The sequence below is a fragment of the Agaribacillus sp. DX54 genome (assembly GCF_056858335.1).
Genome location: NZ_JBXEQE010000007.1, coordinates 175,770 through 190,685, shown reverse-complemented (window position 1 = coordinate 190,685; position 14,916 = coordinate 175,770). Strand labels below are relative to the sequence as shown.

The following is a 14,916-nucleotide window of genomic DNA, read 5'->3' as shown; positions in this document are numbered from 1 at the left end:
TTTCCCCCACAGCCCGGGTTTTTGATCCCCTCCAAATTTTGGCTTCCGAATGGTATCCTTTCTTAATGTTTTAACCAACTCAGGTCTCTTCAATCTTTCATTCCTTACACCCTTCCAGATCATAAAGTAAATTGTAGATCAGCCACAATACCATAAACTTATCCGGGTAATCATCCATCTCCCTCACCTGTTGATCCATTGAAATATCTCCAATAATCTCCATGACAGTCTTCTTTATCTGCCGTATATCCTTGTAAATTAGTAGATTATGCAAACTTGTGAATTCCTGATGCCGGCTACCCAGCTCAACTATCAGGTCTTTGATTTCTTGTCTCATCTTAAAAAATTTTAGTTAATGCTTAAAAAATTTGATTCATTGCTTATTTCTCGTAGGTTAGCATCGTCAATCAGCGTTTTTCCGCTTTGCAGAATTTTTTTAAGTGTGGGGGAAGTTATATTCATGGATGCCTTAAAAATCATTTTGATAAGTTTTCTTTGATAAATTCTTAACTCATCGCTTATATTTATAGCATTTGTAATAAACTTAATACAAATATATAGTCATTTGACTACAAAAACAACATCAACTGACTATATTTTTTACTGATGGCAAATAAAAACAATATAGCAGAAAGCTCAATTCAAGAAAGAATGAAACAGTTGGTGGACGCCATTGGCACTAAAAATTCATTTGGCAAGGCAATTGGTGTGAATCCGTCGGTGATAGGGAATATAGTTGGCAGAAGGTTAAGCAAACCTAGTTTTGAATTGATTGAAAAAATTATGCGAAAATTTCCTGATGTTAATTTAGAATGGCTGATTCTCGGCAAAGGAACAATTTGGAAACCCGAAAAGTCCACCACCGGAAAAACACAAGATCAACAAGCCGCACTCATCAACAAAACCGTTAAACAAGAAGTAAAAAAGCAAACTGAAATCCTTGAAAAACTCATAGAAAGCCAAAAAAGGGAAATCAACACCCTCACCAGCTACATCGCTCGCCTCGAAAAAGAACTTCAAAAATACGAAAACCCAAACAGCAACAGTGCAAGCAACAGTTGAATACTATTACCTACACGTTTGTTGTTGCTCGCTCCATTGCTCAAAACCGTAGTCCTTGTGCAACTTCTCTTTGCCTGTAATCTTTAAACCAGCACGCCCTCGTTGACAGATTTCAGGTAGCCTAAAAGTTCCCTGCCTTTTCCTACATCGGGGTCATAGAGTCTTACAAAATTGTCGTCTTCGCGCCAGCTTGGAACAAACGAAATCGAAGCAATTTTTTTGTTTTTAACGGCAACACGTACCAAAAGGCCTTCCCTGAAAATTTTGTACCGGTCTTTGCGTCGGTCGTTAAAAACAAATTGTGCCATGCTGTGAAAAATCGGTTTCCTTTTATCAAAATTTATTAAATGACTGAACAAGGCGTTTATTGTATCTATGGTATGTGTATTATTCAATTAACCAGTCAATTGAAAATCCGCTACAAAGCTGTGTAACGGTCCGCTGCCACAGGCTCCTTTTTAGCCTTCTCCCTGGCTTTTTTGATCAATTTCTGATCCGCGCCAAGTGTGATATTTTTTAGCATTTTAAGTATTTTGGTGTACATTAACATATTGTATTTTAATGGATTAGGCAATTTATCCTCCTGTTTTTCTCTGGTAAAGTGAGAGGGGAAACTATCTCAAATCCCCTCTTGACCCGTCAGATAAAATCATCTGCCTTTCAGGTAGGCTACCACCTCGTCTATCGCTAAATTAACAGCCTGTTTTTCAAAATACAATTGCTGTTGGTTGTATTCGTTCAACCAAACGATGTCTTTTTCACCCTTCAACTTTTCATGAAAATCCCTGGCCCCCTGTGGCACTGCACCGCTTTCACTGTGCACAATGAACACCGGTTGGTTGATTTGACTCGCACTGCTAATGGCATCAAAAGTTAGCCAGGGCTCCCAACTGCTGACTGCAAAGCGGTTGTCATATAAAGCGCCTGCTGCTTTTGCCGGATTAAGGTAGTAGTCAAATACGTTTTCAGGCACGTACATGGCACTCAAAGGATCCAGTTCACTGGCCGCCAAAACATACGGCATCTCTCCTGTTTCAGCATATTGCTCCTTGGCCTCCCGTGCGGCTTTGAGCAAACCTTCAGTGCCCTCGGGTCGAAAATCATAGATGTTTCTCGCTATTTCAGGATTGTGCAACCATGGCGCCACCAGCACCAATTTTCTGATACGTTTGTCCCGGGCCGTGGCATGGGCCATGTATCCTGAACTGGCACAAACCCCTAAACCGGAAAGTTGTTCCTCCCGCACATTTTTGTGACCGCTCAGAAAATCTACGGCCGCCTTGATATCTGCAATCTTAAGGTTATAGTCTTCCACTTGTCTGGGCTGCCCTTCACTTTCCCCAAAACCTGTAAAGTCAAACGTCAAGGAAATAAATCCATCACGGGCCAGCAAACTTGCATATTCATCAGGCATTTGCTCCTTTACACTGGTCCAGCTACCAGTGACAATGGCTGCCGGATATTTTTGGGTGTCTCTGAAACCCGGTGGCAAAAACAAATGGCCTTTCAGGGTCACACCGTTGCTATTAAAACTGACTTCATTCAGCGTTACGCCTGATTCAGTGCCGGCTCCTGCTTTGTGTACGGAATAGTTTTCCGGTTGCAGACCGGGCCATCCGTTCAATAAAATATTGGGGTTGAAGTTTTCTACAAAATGGCTGATTTGGCCCGAATCATCGATGGTATAGATTCCAATGTAAAAATTATTATACGGCTTTCCCGCTGATGTTGTAATAGTGCCACTGAATTTTACCAATACAGTGTGGGGGTCCTGGGTTGGGAAGTACTCACGTTGATATTGCTGGGTGTAATCCATGACGCCGGTATATTGTTTTTTCATGGCGTCCAGGCCAGATAGCTTTTTAGGAAAGTTCGCAGGTGCAAAAGGCATGTCCTGCACAATGTCCTCTGTCAATGTTTCCAAAAAAGCATGGAGGTTTCTGGCCTCCAGGGCCTGGAAGAATTGCTCGACGGCTTCCCTGGCGCTGCTTTTCTCTTTTAAAGATGGTATTTGGCCATTTTTTACACGCTGCATTGCCAGCATAGGCAAATTGGTGTTACCATGCTGCTCATACAGGCTTAAATCTATTCTTGCCAACTTCCATACGCCATTTTCCTGGATATATTCAGTATCATAGCCAACAAATACTGTCCAGAAGTTATCGCCCTCGGGGACTTCCAGGTAATGTGTGGCTATAGCATCCAGGGTAGCGGTGGCACGGTCGCCAGCTACCCATATGGCAAAATTATGGGGTTGGTGTACGGTGCGTTCAAAACCAGGTAACAAAGCTTGCCATGCCAGCCATGGACAATTTCATCGGGTGTTTTAAATCCTGAATCGCCACCCAATACGGTGTAATCTACATAAACTGAATCTGCCATTGTATTTTTCACAGCTTCCCAGTTGCGATTGTCGGTTTGTACAAATAAGAGTAGTGGCTAATGCTTCTATGGCCTCATGATCCTTGTTGCTTTCTGTTTTGTCAGGTGTTAACATGGTTACATTGTTTTTAGTGTCGGTAGCTGTATATCCCCCACCCTCCAGCTTAATAGCAATGGCGTAAAATTCATGTTTAAAAGGGGGCATTTGATGAAGAACCGTTTTCATATTTTCCTCGAAACGCCGGATGTCAAAATCATCGTTCCTCGGCGGCGGGATATTTATCCCCTTACAATACCCTCTTAATGTAGCAAAGTGTTTCAATTCGACTATTTCAATTGACCATTGAAAATCAACAGCTAATAATTGTCAATTGTCAACTGTCAATTCCATATAAAAAGTTTTCCACTTCCCATCACCCCCTTCTAAAATGTTCATTTTTTCCCCTTTGATATATGTACTTCTTTCTTTGAAATGCTTACTGTGTATTAAAGCCAATCTGCCGAGTTTTGTTTCATAACTGACAAAATAAATATTTATAAAAAGCGGAAACATGAAAAAAGTAACATTTCAAAGCAACGGTCTGACTTTAGCAGGTAACCTGTATTTTCCTGTTGACTTCGATGAATCCAATACATATCCGGCAGCCCTGATAGGTGGTTCATTAACTTCTGTAAAGGAACAAATGGCAGGAACTTATGCCAAAAAATTAGCAGAACATGGCATTGTAGCCCTGGCATTTGACTACAGAAACTATGGTGAAAGCGAGGGGCAGCCAAGACAATACGAAGATCCTTCGCTGAAATTACAGGATTTGGAGGCGGCTGTCACGTACCTGTCTGCGCGACCCTATGTATCCAATATTTTGATTTCTATGATCAATCGACACAAGTTAATGAAGCGGTTGAAAATGTGAGCCGGTTCTTTCATAAACACCTTGGTTCGATATTATCTGCTGAGCCATCGAATATTCAAAGCGGCCTATAGAAACCCGAAAAACCCTTTACGGAAAAACCAACAGCAACCGTACGGGTAACAGCATCTAACCATTGCCCGCGCTGTTGCCGATACTTCTCATACTAATTCCACTGCAGAACCGGCCTTTGTCTCCTTGCCGGGCGCTGTAGAACCGGTCGTTGTTCCTGAAGGTACAGACCCCGGCAAGAGCAATGTTTTCAGGGGACAAACCGCTATCCATGAGCAGTCGGTGGTTAGCGGCGGCTACGGCTACGTGGGGCTTGGAGTAAGTCCTGTCGATAATGGCATGGTTTTCTCCAAATACCTCGACGAATTTCTTAGCCACTTCATCACCTACTTCGTAAGATTCCAGACCAATACAGGGGCCTATGACTGCCAGAATATCAGCTGGCCGGCAATCAAATTCCTGACGCATTTTATTGATTACATTTGTAGCTATTTTCTTGACCGTACCCCGCCAGCCGGCATGGATGACGCTAATTACTGCCTGTTTTGGGTCATACAACAAAATGCCGGCACAGTCGGCAGTGAGTACGCATAAACAAACATTTTTCAAATTGGTAATCAGACCGTCTATTGCTGTCAATTGTTCATACCTTTCCTCCGGTGACTTTTCGAAAAAATCCTGCCTGATCACCCGGATGTTACTTTCATGAATTTGCCTGCCGAATAACAGTTGATGCGAATCCAGGGCAAAGGCATCAGCTATCAGATGGCGGTTTTGTGCCACCAATGTTGAATCTTCACCTACTGCAAAGCTAACATTCAGCCCACCATACTCACCATTGCTAAATCCCCCATGCCGGGTGGTGGTAAAATGCACCAGATCCGGATAATTATTGAGCAACGGGTAGGTAAAATAGGGTAATCCCTGGCTGGTTTTCTTAACCATAAAGGCCTGTTTTCCTTTCTTCCATATACATTTCCCTTAACCTGCGCCTCATTACCTTGTTGGAGGCGGTTCGTGGCAGTTCATTAATTAAAACCAGGTCCTCGACCTTAAACAGTGGATTTAGCTGCTCCTTAACGGTTTTCCGGGCTACCTGCAACTGATCTTCAAAAGGTAGATCAGAAACACCTTCTACCCCGTAAATGACTAATTTTGCCGGCCCGCCCTCTATGGATGACACAGCAATTGCGGCGGTTTCTTTGAAGATATCCAGGGCGTTTAATGTTTCTTCAATTTGTACTGAACTTACCTTGATACCCCCCAGATTCATGGCGTCATCTGTCCTGCCATGACCGCGGAAATAACCATTTGGCAGCCTTTCCATCTGATCACCATGCCGCCTGGTCAGCTTACCTTTAAAAACAGGTGTGCCCTGATAATAAACTGCTTCATGATCCTGATTCAGCAACCTGGTCGAAAGCCCCATGGCGGGAGGCAGGATATAAACCTCACCGTTATCGGTTTCCTGACCCTGTTCATCCAGCAATACAAAAGCCGTACCTAGTGCCGGAGTTGAAAATGTTCCGGGAATAGCCGGGAAGATCACTGCGCCGGTAACATAGCTTCCGCCTATCTCCGTTCCTCCACAATATTCAATTACCGGCTTGTTACCGGCCAACTCCATCAAATATTGCATGTCTTCGGAGTTACTGACTTCTCCGGTTGAGCTAAAGACTTTGATACGAGACCAGTTGAGCGATTCCATACACCGTGTACTTCTCCATTGATTAACCAGGCTTGGAACCACACCCAGCATAGTCACCCCGGCTTCTTCCACAAACATACCAAAACCCTTATCCAGCGGCGCTCCCCCATACAATGCCATCGAGGACTCTGTGATCAAAGAGGCAAAAACCAACCAGGGCCCCATCATCCAGCCCAGATTTGTAGGCCAGCAAATGACATCGCCGTTTTGAATATTTTGGTGAAAATATCCATCCCCGGCACATTTGATAGGTGTGGTATGGTCCCAGGGTATGGCTTTGGGATTACCTGTCGTTCCTGAAGAAAACAATATCGTAATGGTATCATCCGGCGCACAGGCAACGGACTCAAAAAAAGCGTTTTGACTAATAAAACTGTCCCAGAGTTGGTCGCCCTGCCTTAACTCCGGGGTCTCCTGACCTGCCTGTACCACAACACAAGGAGGTGCTCCGGCCTCAATCACCCGGTCATAAAGCGGCAGGGCTTTGCCTCCGCGGATTATGTGATCCTGGGTAAAAAACAATTTTGGGCCGGTGAGCTCCAGCCTTACTTTAATTTCATGAGGTGCAAAGCTATCGGCAATGGTAACAGCTACCATTCCGGCTTTGATAATTGCAAGATAGATCGCCACCGCCTTGATGTTCATGGGCATATCTATCGCCACATAGTCCCCCTTTTTAAGGCCCGAATCCACAAGGCCATTGGCGATTTGATTGATCAGACGGTTTAACTGATCATAGCTGAAAACCTCCCGGACACCGTCTTCCTCTTTATAAAATATCGCTCTGGCGCTATCGCTATTCCTGAAACAGCTATCCACAATATTCATTTGAGCCCCCTTTAACCATACCGGTTGGGAGGCCCCTTTCGAAAGATCAAGTACCTCGTCATACTTTTTTTTCATCCTTATTTCCAGCAAATCCATCGTATCACGCCAAAATCCACCCGGATCCTTTACGGACCATCGATACAATTCCTCGTAACTCTCAAAAAACTGGAGTTCCATCATCTTAAATATATTGCTGGACTCAACATTTTCTTCTGTAGGGGTCCATGTGCTTTTCCACTGCATATCTTTATATACTTCGATTAGGTCAAAAAGCCACAATTTATATTAATATCTATAATTTTCAGAATTCTTAGGCAGATATGTTTAATTTGGTCCTATGATCGTGAGAATCATCACCTTTCTCCTCATTAGTTTGAGTGCGCCGGCCATTACGGCTCAGATCACACATAAATCCTTTTCTGTGAAAAGTCAAGGTCTGAATTTGCATGTAAAAACCTTCAGACAAGATCACGGAAAACCGTTAAAGCACATCCTGCTCATTCATGGCCTGACCTATTCTTCTCATGAGTTTCATATGGATCATGGTGATTACAGTCTCGTTAAGTTTTTGTCTGAAAATGGCTTTCAGGTATGGACCATGGATATGGCCGGCTACGGCTTATCAGAAAAACCGGAAGATGGATTTATTGTGAATACAGCCTACGCTGCTGAAGACATTGCCGCTGTCGTCCAATTTATTCGCAATACCGGACAGATAGACCGGATTGATTTGTTGGGCTGGAGTTGGGGTACAGCTACATCGACACAGATGGTTGCATCCCATGCCTCCTGGATCAGGAAATTGGTTCTATATGCGCCAATTACAAGCGGGTATGACGGCAAAGAGCCACAGGAGGACTGGCATCACAACACCTGGGTTCATGCAGCCTCCGATTTTCAGGTGAAAGATGGTGTTATCGATTACCATATTATAGAAAAGCCGGTAGCTAATTTGTTTCTTGCCAATTGTTGGAAATATGACCAGGATTCAAGCCCCAATGGAGGAAGAAAAGATTTGTTGAAAGGAAGAAACGAAAAGCTTATCAGGGCGGAAAATCTGAAAGTACCAACTTTATTCATTGGCGGAGACCGGGATGCTTATTTAAAGTGGGATGAAATAGTAGCTATTTACAATCGACACCCTGCAAAAGACAAAAGCCGGTTGGTCCGGATTGAGGGAGGTGCACATGCCTTAATGATGGAAAAACCTTATTACCGGCAGTTTAGAAATGAGGTTTTAGGTTTTTTACTAACGGATTAACGCTTTTTGAAAAATTCACCCAAACCTTAATTTTTCCGCAAATTCTACGTTTAGTTAAAAATGGTCACTATATTTTAAAGGCCAAAAAACAACTAAACATTAAATTTATTACAAAATAATGTTTGTTGGATTTTTTACCTCAGTTTTAAGGTCTGAAATCAAATAGACATTAAAAAATAGTTTTATCAATGCCTGTTCAGCAAATTGTCAACTATAAAATCAACCCCGACAGAGAAAGACCATGGAACGAGCTCCCATTGCTTCCGCTTGACGAGTCTTTATATCGCACCGTAGAAATATTTGAACATCTGGCCGAGGCCAAGGCCGCGCTTGCCCGTTTACATGGCAGAAGTGTGGCCATTCCCAATCAGGGCTTACTCATCAATACCATCAGTTTACAAGAAGCCAAGGCTTCCAGCGAAATTGAGAACATTTTTACTACCGACGATGAATTATACAAGGCCTACAGTAACAACAAGATTGAAGAAACATCCGGCCCGATCAAAGAGGTATTACATTACCGGGAAGCTTTATGGAAAGGCTTTGAATACATGCAACAAAGAGAGACCTTTAACATCGATTATCTGGTGGAAATGTACCGGGAAATAAAAGAGGCAAACGATGGCATTCGTCCCCCGTTTACCAGCATAGTGATTAGAAAAGGGAGCAGCGGTCCATTAGCCGGACAAACCATCTACACCCCCCCAAGAGGTGACGGAATCCTGGAAGATAAACTCGCCAACCTGCTGGAATTCATGAACGATGACACTACCTACAAGGTAGACCCCATATTAAAAATGGCCATCGGGCATTTCCAATTCGAGGCAATACATCCGTTCAGGGATGGCAATGGAAGAAGTGGCAGGGTTTTTAACATTCACTATTTAACGCATAAAGGGTTACTCGATTATCCGATTTTATTTCTCAGTAAATATATTATCGATAATAAAGATGCGTACTATCACACCCTGGCTGGTGTTTCTCAGCGGGGGGATTGGAAATCATGGATCATCTATATGTTGAAGGCGGTGGAAGTAACCGCTAATCTGACTTTTCAAAAGATCAACGACATTATCAAAGCAAAAGAAAACATTCATCAGGCCATCACCCTTCATTCTGACATCAGGAAGGTGGACCAGTTAATCGAGGTGTTATTTACACAACCTTTTTCCACTGTTAAGCATTTCACCACCGCAAAAATCTATGCAGAAAATACAGCCAGAAACTATTTAAATCAAATGGTTGAGATGGGGGTTTTGGACAAAAGGACCATCAATGGCCACCATTATTATTTGAATATCGACCTTTATAATATATTAAGTGAGTAGGGTGCGAAAACCGGCTGGTTAGAAGCAAAAAGCATGAAGTTGAAATATTGAAACCAAAAACCAAACTACATGGTGAGAAATTGGATGACAGCGATTACATCAATAGGGCTTAAGGTTAGAGGGGAGGAAGAGTTACCGGGACGATTGATATTTTCCTGTCTTTTTAATGATATGTATCCTGTATATTACATTCGAAGATTCTACCATACCCTGAATATATTGCGGGGTTAATCCGTGCACATGAAAGCTGTGGTCTTTAATTGCACAGGCCATTAATTTATCTTTGATAATGACTCTCGCAATTTCAGCATCTATACCGTCCAACTCTTCAAATATACCCAGCACATTGGCTGATGACCACCCGGTTTCACCATTCACTTTAAATACCTTTAATAAAACCGCCGGATCTTTGCGCATAAGCAATATTTTCTCCAGATCCTTCGAATAACTATAAACGTATTGGCCTTCCTTCACATAAGTAATAGGAAATTTTATTTTTTCATTCTTGTCAAAACAAATCAATGTTCCGACAACACTATCTGCGACAAGCTCATCGATTTCTTTTGACTTTAATTGACTGATCATAATTTTCACTATTCAATTGATGATGAAAATTTATTGAAATATTTATTGAAAGAATTTCCCATTGTGTTGCAAACCTTACAATTACTGTATAGCATATATTTTCATACGAAAATATTCATCCACCGGATGCCCATATGCGAACTTTTGACTAATCAAGTGACAATTAATTCGTATTAACCCGGATAAGTAAAACGCTACAGGCGTTATAGAAACATTGTTATCAACATTTTTGCCGAAACGACAATACTTATCATATCTAAACCCTACACAATATACATAACTTCCAAAGGTTGAAAAATAAATTCATATCCAATTTCGCTTTTTACCGTAGAAGATCTGTAGGTCTTAACTCAAACTAAAACTATTATGTTAGCATTTCTAATCTGGTGTATCCTGTTAATATTATGTTGGCCAGTAGCGTTATTAGCCCTTTTGCTTTATCCTGTCATCTGGCTTTTACTGTTGCCATTCCGGCTATTGGGCATTGCGATTGAAGGCGTATTTTCTTTGATCAGGGCTATCTTTACCTTGCCATTCAGGGTATTGAACAATTTAACCGGAAAATAAATATAGCAACAGGTTTTTTCCGACAACAAAAATCCGCTAATACCAAAATAGTGGTTATTTGGTTTCTTGATTGTCTGCTTATTATATGCAATAACTCCTGTTATCACTTTGTTTCCGAACGGTATCTGCTGCTATTTGATGGCTATTGATTTCCTATGCCTTCAGATTGGTATAAATGCATCATATAAGGTGCAGTTATGGCCAACCTGAAAGTATAGTCAGTTTCATAGCTATTCATTCAGTAAATCCCACCGATTATCCTTTGATTCAATTCCGGTTGATTTTCAAATACGGGCAGGCGGACAGGTTGTGTTGTCATAGCTGCCGTGTCAACTAAAACCTCCATAAATTTAACCAAATGCTGTTTTTCCAGGTCGGTTAGTTCCAGCGGATCAGGGGGCAACGTCTGGAATTCTACATCCAGTCCTAAACCCTGTCCCCCACCCCTGTCATAAAACTCGACCACTTCTTCAAGGGTTTCGAAAACACCGTTGTGCATGTAAGGGGCCGTCAGGGAGACATTCCTGACGGTGGTGGTTTTAAATGAGTGCTTGTAGATATTGGCATGTTCCTTCAAATTGCCTTTATATCTTCCTACATCCGGATCGATGACGGGTATGCTATCCAGGTTATGCAGGGTTACCCCCAATACTTCTGATTCGGATTCGTGGTACAGGGGTGGCACAAGGCCACTGAAAGTTGGTGCAAAATGACAGGTGCCGCAGCCAGCTTTTCCCATGAACAGATTAAACCCGTTAATCACTGCCTCCGGCAACTCATCCGTCTCACCCCGCACATATTGATCAAAAGGAGAGTTGAATCCCGACAGCGATTTAAGGTAGGCGGTTATGGCAGCAGAAAACGTGTTTTTGTTGATAGGTTCATGTTCCCAGCCCGGAAATACAGATTTAAACCAGGTAACATATTCTTCACTTTGTTCCAGTTTTTCAAACATCTGAAGGTAGGAGGTATGAAATTCCCTTTTGTCAAAAATTACATGTTCAATTTGGTTTTCCATTTCCCCTACTCTTAAATCGTAGAAATATTTGTCTGCATAAACCGCATTAATCAGCGTAGGTGCATTGCGATCCACAGTGCCTTTGAAATCCATGGCTATACTTTTTTTGTTGCCATCGGTAAATCCTTTGTCAGGCTGGTGGCAGGAAGCACATGATCTTTCATTGGATCCGGATAAAACAGGGTCGAAAAACAGCGTCCTTCCCAAATCGACCAGGGCTTTGTTATCATCAATTTTCCTGATCTTTAAATAATAATAAGGGTTTAGCAGACTTTCGTCGAATAAATTACCAGCCAGGTAATTAACAGAATGCTTAAAGGTTAAGGGTGCCGTCTCATAGTAAGTTTCTATTCCCAGCGACAACTGCAGGTCCAGTATCAGCCGGTAGAGTGGATTGATATAACCTTTCAAAAATTCCATCCGGTCAAAAGTTTCAAAATCCTCATTTTCATTCAGATAAGTCACAGCACCCCTGAACGTCTTTTCCAGTTTTTCCACCATTGAAGAATGTTTCTTTTTAGCCAACGGAAGATAGGGTTTTAAAGCTTCGAACACCGATTGCATGGAAATGGAAGCCTCTTTGATAGCATTATCCGTCATAGGGGTATCGAAACCTGTAACACCCAGGCTGAAAACCCTGATCAACTGAAACCTGGAAGCCTCAAAAATATAGCGGTCTGCCATTTCAATTGACTGCTGATAGGTTTTGAAATAATGAAAGTTATCGTTCAAGGCCTGAACCAGCTTGTTGATGGCGGCTTTTTCCCGGTAAGGATCTTCACCATAGATCAACTCTTCCAATACCTGCATACCTTCCGGCTCAAGAATACTTAAAGAAGGTGATTTTCGCTCGAGACTCTTTAATGGAGGGCCGTTGATGTAGTCTTTGATAAACTCAGGGTCAAAGTATTCGGCGAGAAATTCGATTTTTTTGTAGCTAACCCTCGACTGATCAAAAGACTTTTGCAAATCGGTGACAGCAGCAGTATTATCATCCAGTGAAAGGGCGATGATTTCAAGATTATGAATAGCCCGGCCAAAATCAGATATGCCTGCGTGATATTGAGATTTCACATAATTACCAGGACTGTCGGCAATCGCTTCCGGCCCTGATGAAAATGATGAAAATAAAATACAGGCCAGAAATATCAATATAGAAAATAGGATCAGGTAAGATTGTTTCATATAACTTGGTGAAATTAGAATAAGACCCGGTGATGGGGATCACCAGGTCTTGGCTGACTAACATAAATTGAGAGAGGTGAGAAAATTGGGATATCTACTTGATAATTAACCGCTGGACTTCCCCTGCACTTGTATTCAGGAAGTAAAATCCAGGAGTTAAATCAGATACATCAATACTTTGTTGTCCTCTGAACACTTTGATTCTTTGACCGGATTGATTATAAATTGCTGCATCCAGCACCCTGCTAAACTTTAATTCTTTTGCCACGGGATTAGGCCATACCTTTAATGCGGTCTTCTCATCCAGTACTACTTCTTCAATATCTTCGATAGCAGACACTGCAATATCCCAACCAGTGATCGCATATGTTAAAGAGTTATTGTATGGAAAAGGGTTGGCAGTGGAGGGGTGCTGGGAATTGACAAATAGTGTTTTACCATCGGGTGTTGCCTGAGCACCGGTAACCTCCGCTCCAACAGGTGTAACTGAAATTCTTGTAAGGTCTTCGATAGCTGGGTCTTCGATGGACATATCCAGCAGATATAATTCACATGACCTGTTCCTGATGCCTGCAGGAACCCTGCCATTTGAAGTACCATTTAAATCTTCACAAATTACCATGAAAGGCTTGCCGTCAATGACCATCACATTCAGGCCATCAGGGTTTGAAAGGTGCTTTTCAGGATATTGTGCAAATTCAGGAGATTCGGAGAAGAAGGGACCACCATTCAGAAAGGTAGTTACCAGACCTGTCGCCGGATCAAATTCCAATATTCTGCCATAATAATCATTAAATCCGCCTCTTTTTACAAATTCAATCACCTGATCATCGGGTTTGTCGACCATTTGGGGAAATCTCGATCTTACCGGTTCAAGCCAGTGGTAATCCAAAACGCCTCCGGCTGCAATACCTCTTTCAAACCTTGTGCCTAAACCATCCCTTCCGGTTTCTGACATGTAGATTTTACCATCGTAATTGGTGAGCCATTCCAGTCGGTTAAACATAGTACCTCCGGCTGCAAGCGCCCTTTCTGCAAAATGCAGCATGTTATCCAGTGACTTATTATCAATTTCTACCCATGGATCAAAGGGAGCTGTCAAAGCGTCATGTTTATAAACATATAATTTCCCTTTTGTAAAATCTCCGGGGGTTTCAGCTATGAATTTGGTGAAGAAACCTGGCGTAGCATCAGCGCCGAGATAAACTGTTTGGTTGTCAGACATGATGGTTCCCCCCTCAAATGGCTGCCTGCCCCAGTTATATTGTTTTCTGATGGCTTTTGCTTCCCGTGGGTCTATTTCAACCATATAATTAAAGTTTTGGTATCTTTCTATCACACTACCGTTAAAATCTCCGGGAATGTCGGTAATGATGGTAAAAGGATCCTGATTTCTTAAGCTGGAGATATCGTCATTGCTATTTCTAAACCACTCTTCGGCAGTCCAGATTCTGCCATCGACTAATGAGGTAATGCCACCGCAATTCATGCCCGTTTCACCTACAGTGTTTACAAAATCCACATTAAAGAATTTTCCCTGCCGGCCATCTGACAACGTTTGCTCTTTTATGATGATTTCGTCTGTAACAGGATCCCTTGCTACTTTGAACACGGTCATACCCCCTCCGTCACCGATACTGTCATTGGAATTAATTCTTTCATGATTAACTGAAACCCAGCCAAGATCATCTGATTCATCATCTAGCGTAAAACCAATGAAATCATGCCATTGTTTAGCCAATGCCTCTCCGGGTTCGTTGCCATAGGTGGCTGTTGTTTGCACTTTGTCGGATCCTCCTACAAATAATACCTGAAATTTTAAAGGTGATGGTGGCAGTACCACGGTTGTGGGCGTCCATGCAGTGTCGACCGACACATCAAAAAAGTACTGCCCATAGCTGTTTACATAAAAGGCCAGTACGAAAATCAACATAGCGTATGCTTTTTTCATCAGTTAAAGTTTTTTTGGTTTGAGTTAAAATTTGATATCCGAAATTAACGACTAAGTATTAACTCTGCTTGAACTGTCTTTTAACTCCTTGATAATAAAAAACCGACAATATTAACGC

The 14,916-nt window shown here is 42.2% G+C and carries 14 protein-coding genes; 5 read left to right on the top strand and 9 right to left on the bottom strand.

Annotation, left to right across the window (positions count from 1 at the left end; translation table 11 throughout):
* Nucleotides 1-97 precede the first annotated feature (97 nt).
* Nucleotides 98-337, bottom strand: coding sequence for a hypothetical protein (locus AC04NP_RS10710; RefSeq protein ID WP_482859736.1), 240 nt, complete (start codon nt 335-337; stop codon nt 98-100).
* Between the two features lie 269 nt (nt 338-606).
* Between AC04NP_RS10710 and AC04NP_RS10705 the strand changes: the two genes are divergently transcribed.
* Nucleotides 607-1,062 carry a hypothetical protein gene (locus AC04NP_RS10705; RefSeq protein ID WP_482859735.1) on the top strand — a complete coding sequence of 152 codons (456 nt, stop codon included), beginning with the start codon at nt 607-609 and terminating at the stop codon, nt 1,060-1,062.
* A gap of 83 nt (nt 1,063-1,145) precedes the next feature.
* On the opposite strand, the gene AC04NP_RS10700 is transcribed toward AC04NP_RS10705, so the two are convergent.
* The 3 genes from AC04NP_RS10700 to AC04NP_RS10690 form a co-directional block, all read right to left on the bottom strand.
* Nucleotides 1,146-1,370, bottom strand: a complete 225-nt coding sequence (locus AC04NP_RS10700) for a hypothetical protein (protein WP_482859734.1) — start codon at nt 1,368-1,370, stop codon at nt 1,146-1,148.
* A 341-nt stretch (nt 1,371-1,711) separates the two neighbouring features.
* Entirely contained in the window at nt 1,712-3,349 is a 1,638-nt protein-coding gene (locus AC04NP_RS10695) for an alpha/beta fold hydrolase (protein ID WP_482859733.1), read from the bottom strand.
* A 39-nt stretch (nt 3,350-3,388) separates the two neighbouring features.
* A complete protein-coding gene (locus tag AC04NP_RS10690) occupies nt 3,389-3,670 on the bottom strand; it encodes a hypothetical protein (RefSeq protein ID WP_482859732.1) in 282 nt (93 codons plus the stop codon).
* 325 nt (nt 3,671-3,995) lie between these two features.
* Between AC04NP_RS10690 and AC04NP_RS10685 the strand changes: the two genes are divergently transcribed.
* Complete coding sequence (locus tag AC04NP_RS10685) at nt 3,996-4,358, top strand: alpha/beta hydrolase (RefSeq protein WP_482859731.1); 363 nt, start codon at nt 3,996-3,998, stop codon at nt 4,356-4,358.
* Between the two features lie 126 nt (nt 4,359-4,484).
* Here AC04NP_RS10685 and pgeF read toward each other — a convergent pair whose 3' ends face one another.
* Both pgeF and AC04NP_RS10675 read right to left on the bottom strand, forming a co-directional pair.
* The gene (gene pgeF, locus AC04NP_RS10680) at nt 4,485-5,312 is read right to left on the bottom strand and encodes a peptidoglycan editing factor PgeF (protein WP_482859730.1); all 828 of its coding nucleotides are present in this window, start codon (nt 5,310-5,312) and stop codon (nt 4,485-4,487) included.
* Nucleotides 5,305-7,146 carry an AMP-binding protein gene (locus tag AC04NP_RS10675; RefSeq protein WP_482859729.1) on the bottom strand — a complete coding sequence of 614 codons (1,842 nt, stop codon included), beginning with the start codon at nt 7,144-7,146 and terminating at the stop codon, nt 5,305-5,307. The genes pgeF and AC04NP_RS10675 overlap by 8 nt, the downstream gene beginning before the upstream one ends.
* A 94-nt stretch (nt 7,147-7,240) precedes the next feature.
* On the opposite strand from AC04NP_RS10675, the gene AC04NP_RS10670 reads away from it, so the two are divergent.
* Nucleotides 7,241-8,164 (top strand): alpha/beta fold hydrolase, encoded by a 924-nt coding sequence (locus tag AC04NP_RS10670; RefSeq protein ID WP_482859728.1) that lies wholly within the window; start codon nt 7,241-7,243, stop codon nt 8,162-8,164.
* Between the two features lie 188 nt (nt 8,165-8,352).
* Entirely contained in the window at nt 8,353-9,492 is a 1,140-nt protein-coding gene (locus tag AC04NP_RS10665; RefSeq protein WP_482859727.1) for a Fic family protein, read from the top strand.
* Between the two features lie 132 nt (nt 9,493-9,624).
* Here the strand turns inward: AC04NP_RS10665 and AC04NP_RS10660 are convergent, their stop codons facing one another.
* On the bottom strand, nt 9,625-10,077 hold the full coding sequence (locus AC04NP_RS10660) for a hypothetical protein (RefSeq protein WP_482859726.1): 453 nt from the start codon (nt 10,075-10,077) through the stop codon (nt 9,625-9,627).
* Nucleotides 10,078-10,443: 366 nt separating this feature from the next.
* On the opposite strand from AC04NP_RS10660, the gene AC04NP_RS10655 reads away from it, so the two are divergent.
* Complete coding sequence (locus AC04NP_RS10655; protein ID WP_482859725.1) at nt 10,444-10,644, top strand: hypothetical protein; 201 nt, start codon at nt 10,444-10,446, stop codon at nt 10,642-10,644.
* A gap of 238 nt (nt 10,645-10,882) precedes the next feature.
* Here the strand turns inward: AC04NP_RS10655 and AC04NP_RS10650 are convergent, their stop codons facing one another.
* Together AC04NP_RS10650 and AC04NP_RS10645 are read right to left on the bottom strand one after the other, a co-directional pair.
* Nucleotides 10,883-12,847: a cytochrome-c peroxidase gene (locus tag AC04NP_RS10650; protein WP_482859724.1), complete on the bottom strand. Its 1,965-nt coding sequence runs from the start codon at nt 12,845-12,847 to the stop codon at nt 10,883-10,885.
* Between the two features lie 94 nt (nt 12,848-12,941).
* Entirely contained in the window at nt 12,942-14,798 is a 1,857-nt protein-coding gene (locus tag AC04NP_RS10645) for an alkaline phosphatase PhoX (RefSeq protein ID WP_482859723.1), read from the bottom strand.
* Between the last annotated feature and the right edge of the window lie 118 nt (nt 14,799-14,916).

What these genes read in the sequence shown, in the direction of transcription:
- AC04NP_RS10650 (WP_482859724.1), bottom strand. Translation starts at nt 12,847, where the DNA reads ATGAAACAATCTTACCTGATCCTATTTTCTATATTGATATTTCTGGCC.
- AC04NP_RS10655 (WP_482859725.1), top strand. Translation starts at nt 10,444, where the DNA reads ATGTTAGCATTTCTAATCTGGTGTATCCTGTTAATATTATGTTGGCCA.
- pgeF (WP_482859730.1), bottom strand. Translation starts at nt 5,312, where the DNA reads ATGGTTAAGAAAACCAGCCAGGGATTACCCTATTTTACCTACCCGTTG.
- AC04NP_RS10670 (WP_482859728.1), top strand. Translation starts at nt 7,241, where the DNA reads ATGATCGTGAGAATCATCACCTTTCTCCTCATTAGTTTGAGTGCGCCG.
- AC04NP_RS10645 (WP_482859723.1), bottom strand. Translation starts at nt 14,798, where the DNA reads ATGAAAAAAGCATACGCTATGTTGATTTTCGTACTGGCCTTTTATGTA.
- AC04NP_RS10685 (WP_482859731.1), top strand. Translation starts at nt 3,996, where the DNA reads ATGAAAAAAGTAACATTTCAAAGCAACGGTCTGACTTTAGCAGGTAAC.
- AC04NP_RS10665 (WP_482859727.1), top strand. Translation starts at nt 8,353, where the DNA reads ATGCCTGTTCAGCAAATTGTCAACTATAAAATCAACCCCGACAGAGAA.
- AC04NP_RS10660 (WP_482859726.1), bottom strand. Translation starts at nt 10,077, where the DNA reads ATGATCAGTCAATTAAAGTCAAAAGAAATCGATGAGCTTGTCGCAGAT.
- AC04NP_RS10700 (WP_482859734.1), bottom strand. Translation starts at nt 1,370, where the DNA reads ATGGCACAATTTGTTTTTAACGACCGACGCAAAGACCGGTACAAAATT.
- AC04NP_RS10710 (WP_482859736.1), bottom strand. Translation starts at nt 337, where the DNA reads ATGAGACAAGAAATCAAAGACCTGATAGTTGAGCTGGGTAGCCGGCAT.
- AC04NP_RS10675 (WP_482859729.1), bottom strand. Translation starts at nt 7,146, where the DNA reads ATGCAGTGGAAAAGCACATGGACCCCTACAGAAGAAAATGTTGAGTCC.
- AC04NP_RS10705 (WP_482859735.1), top strand. Translation starts at nt 607, where the DNA reads ATGGCAAATAAAAACAATATAGCAGAAAGCTCAATTCAAGAAAGAATG.
- AC04NP_RS10690 (WP_482859732.1), bottom strand. Translation starts at nt 3,670, where the DNA reads ATGAAAACGGTTCTTCATCAAATGCCCCCTTTTAAACATGAATTTTAC.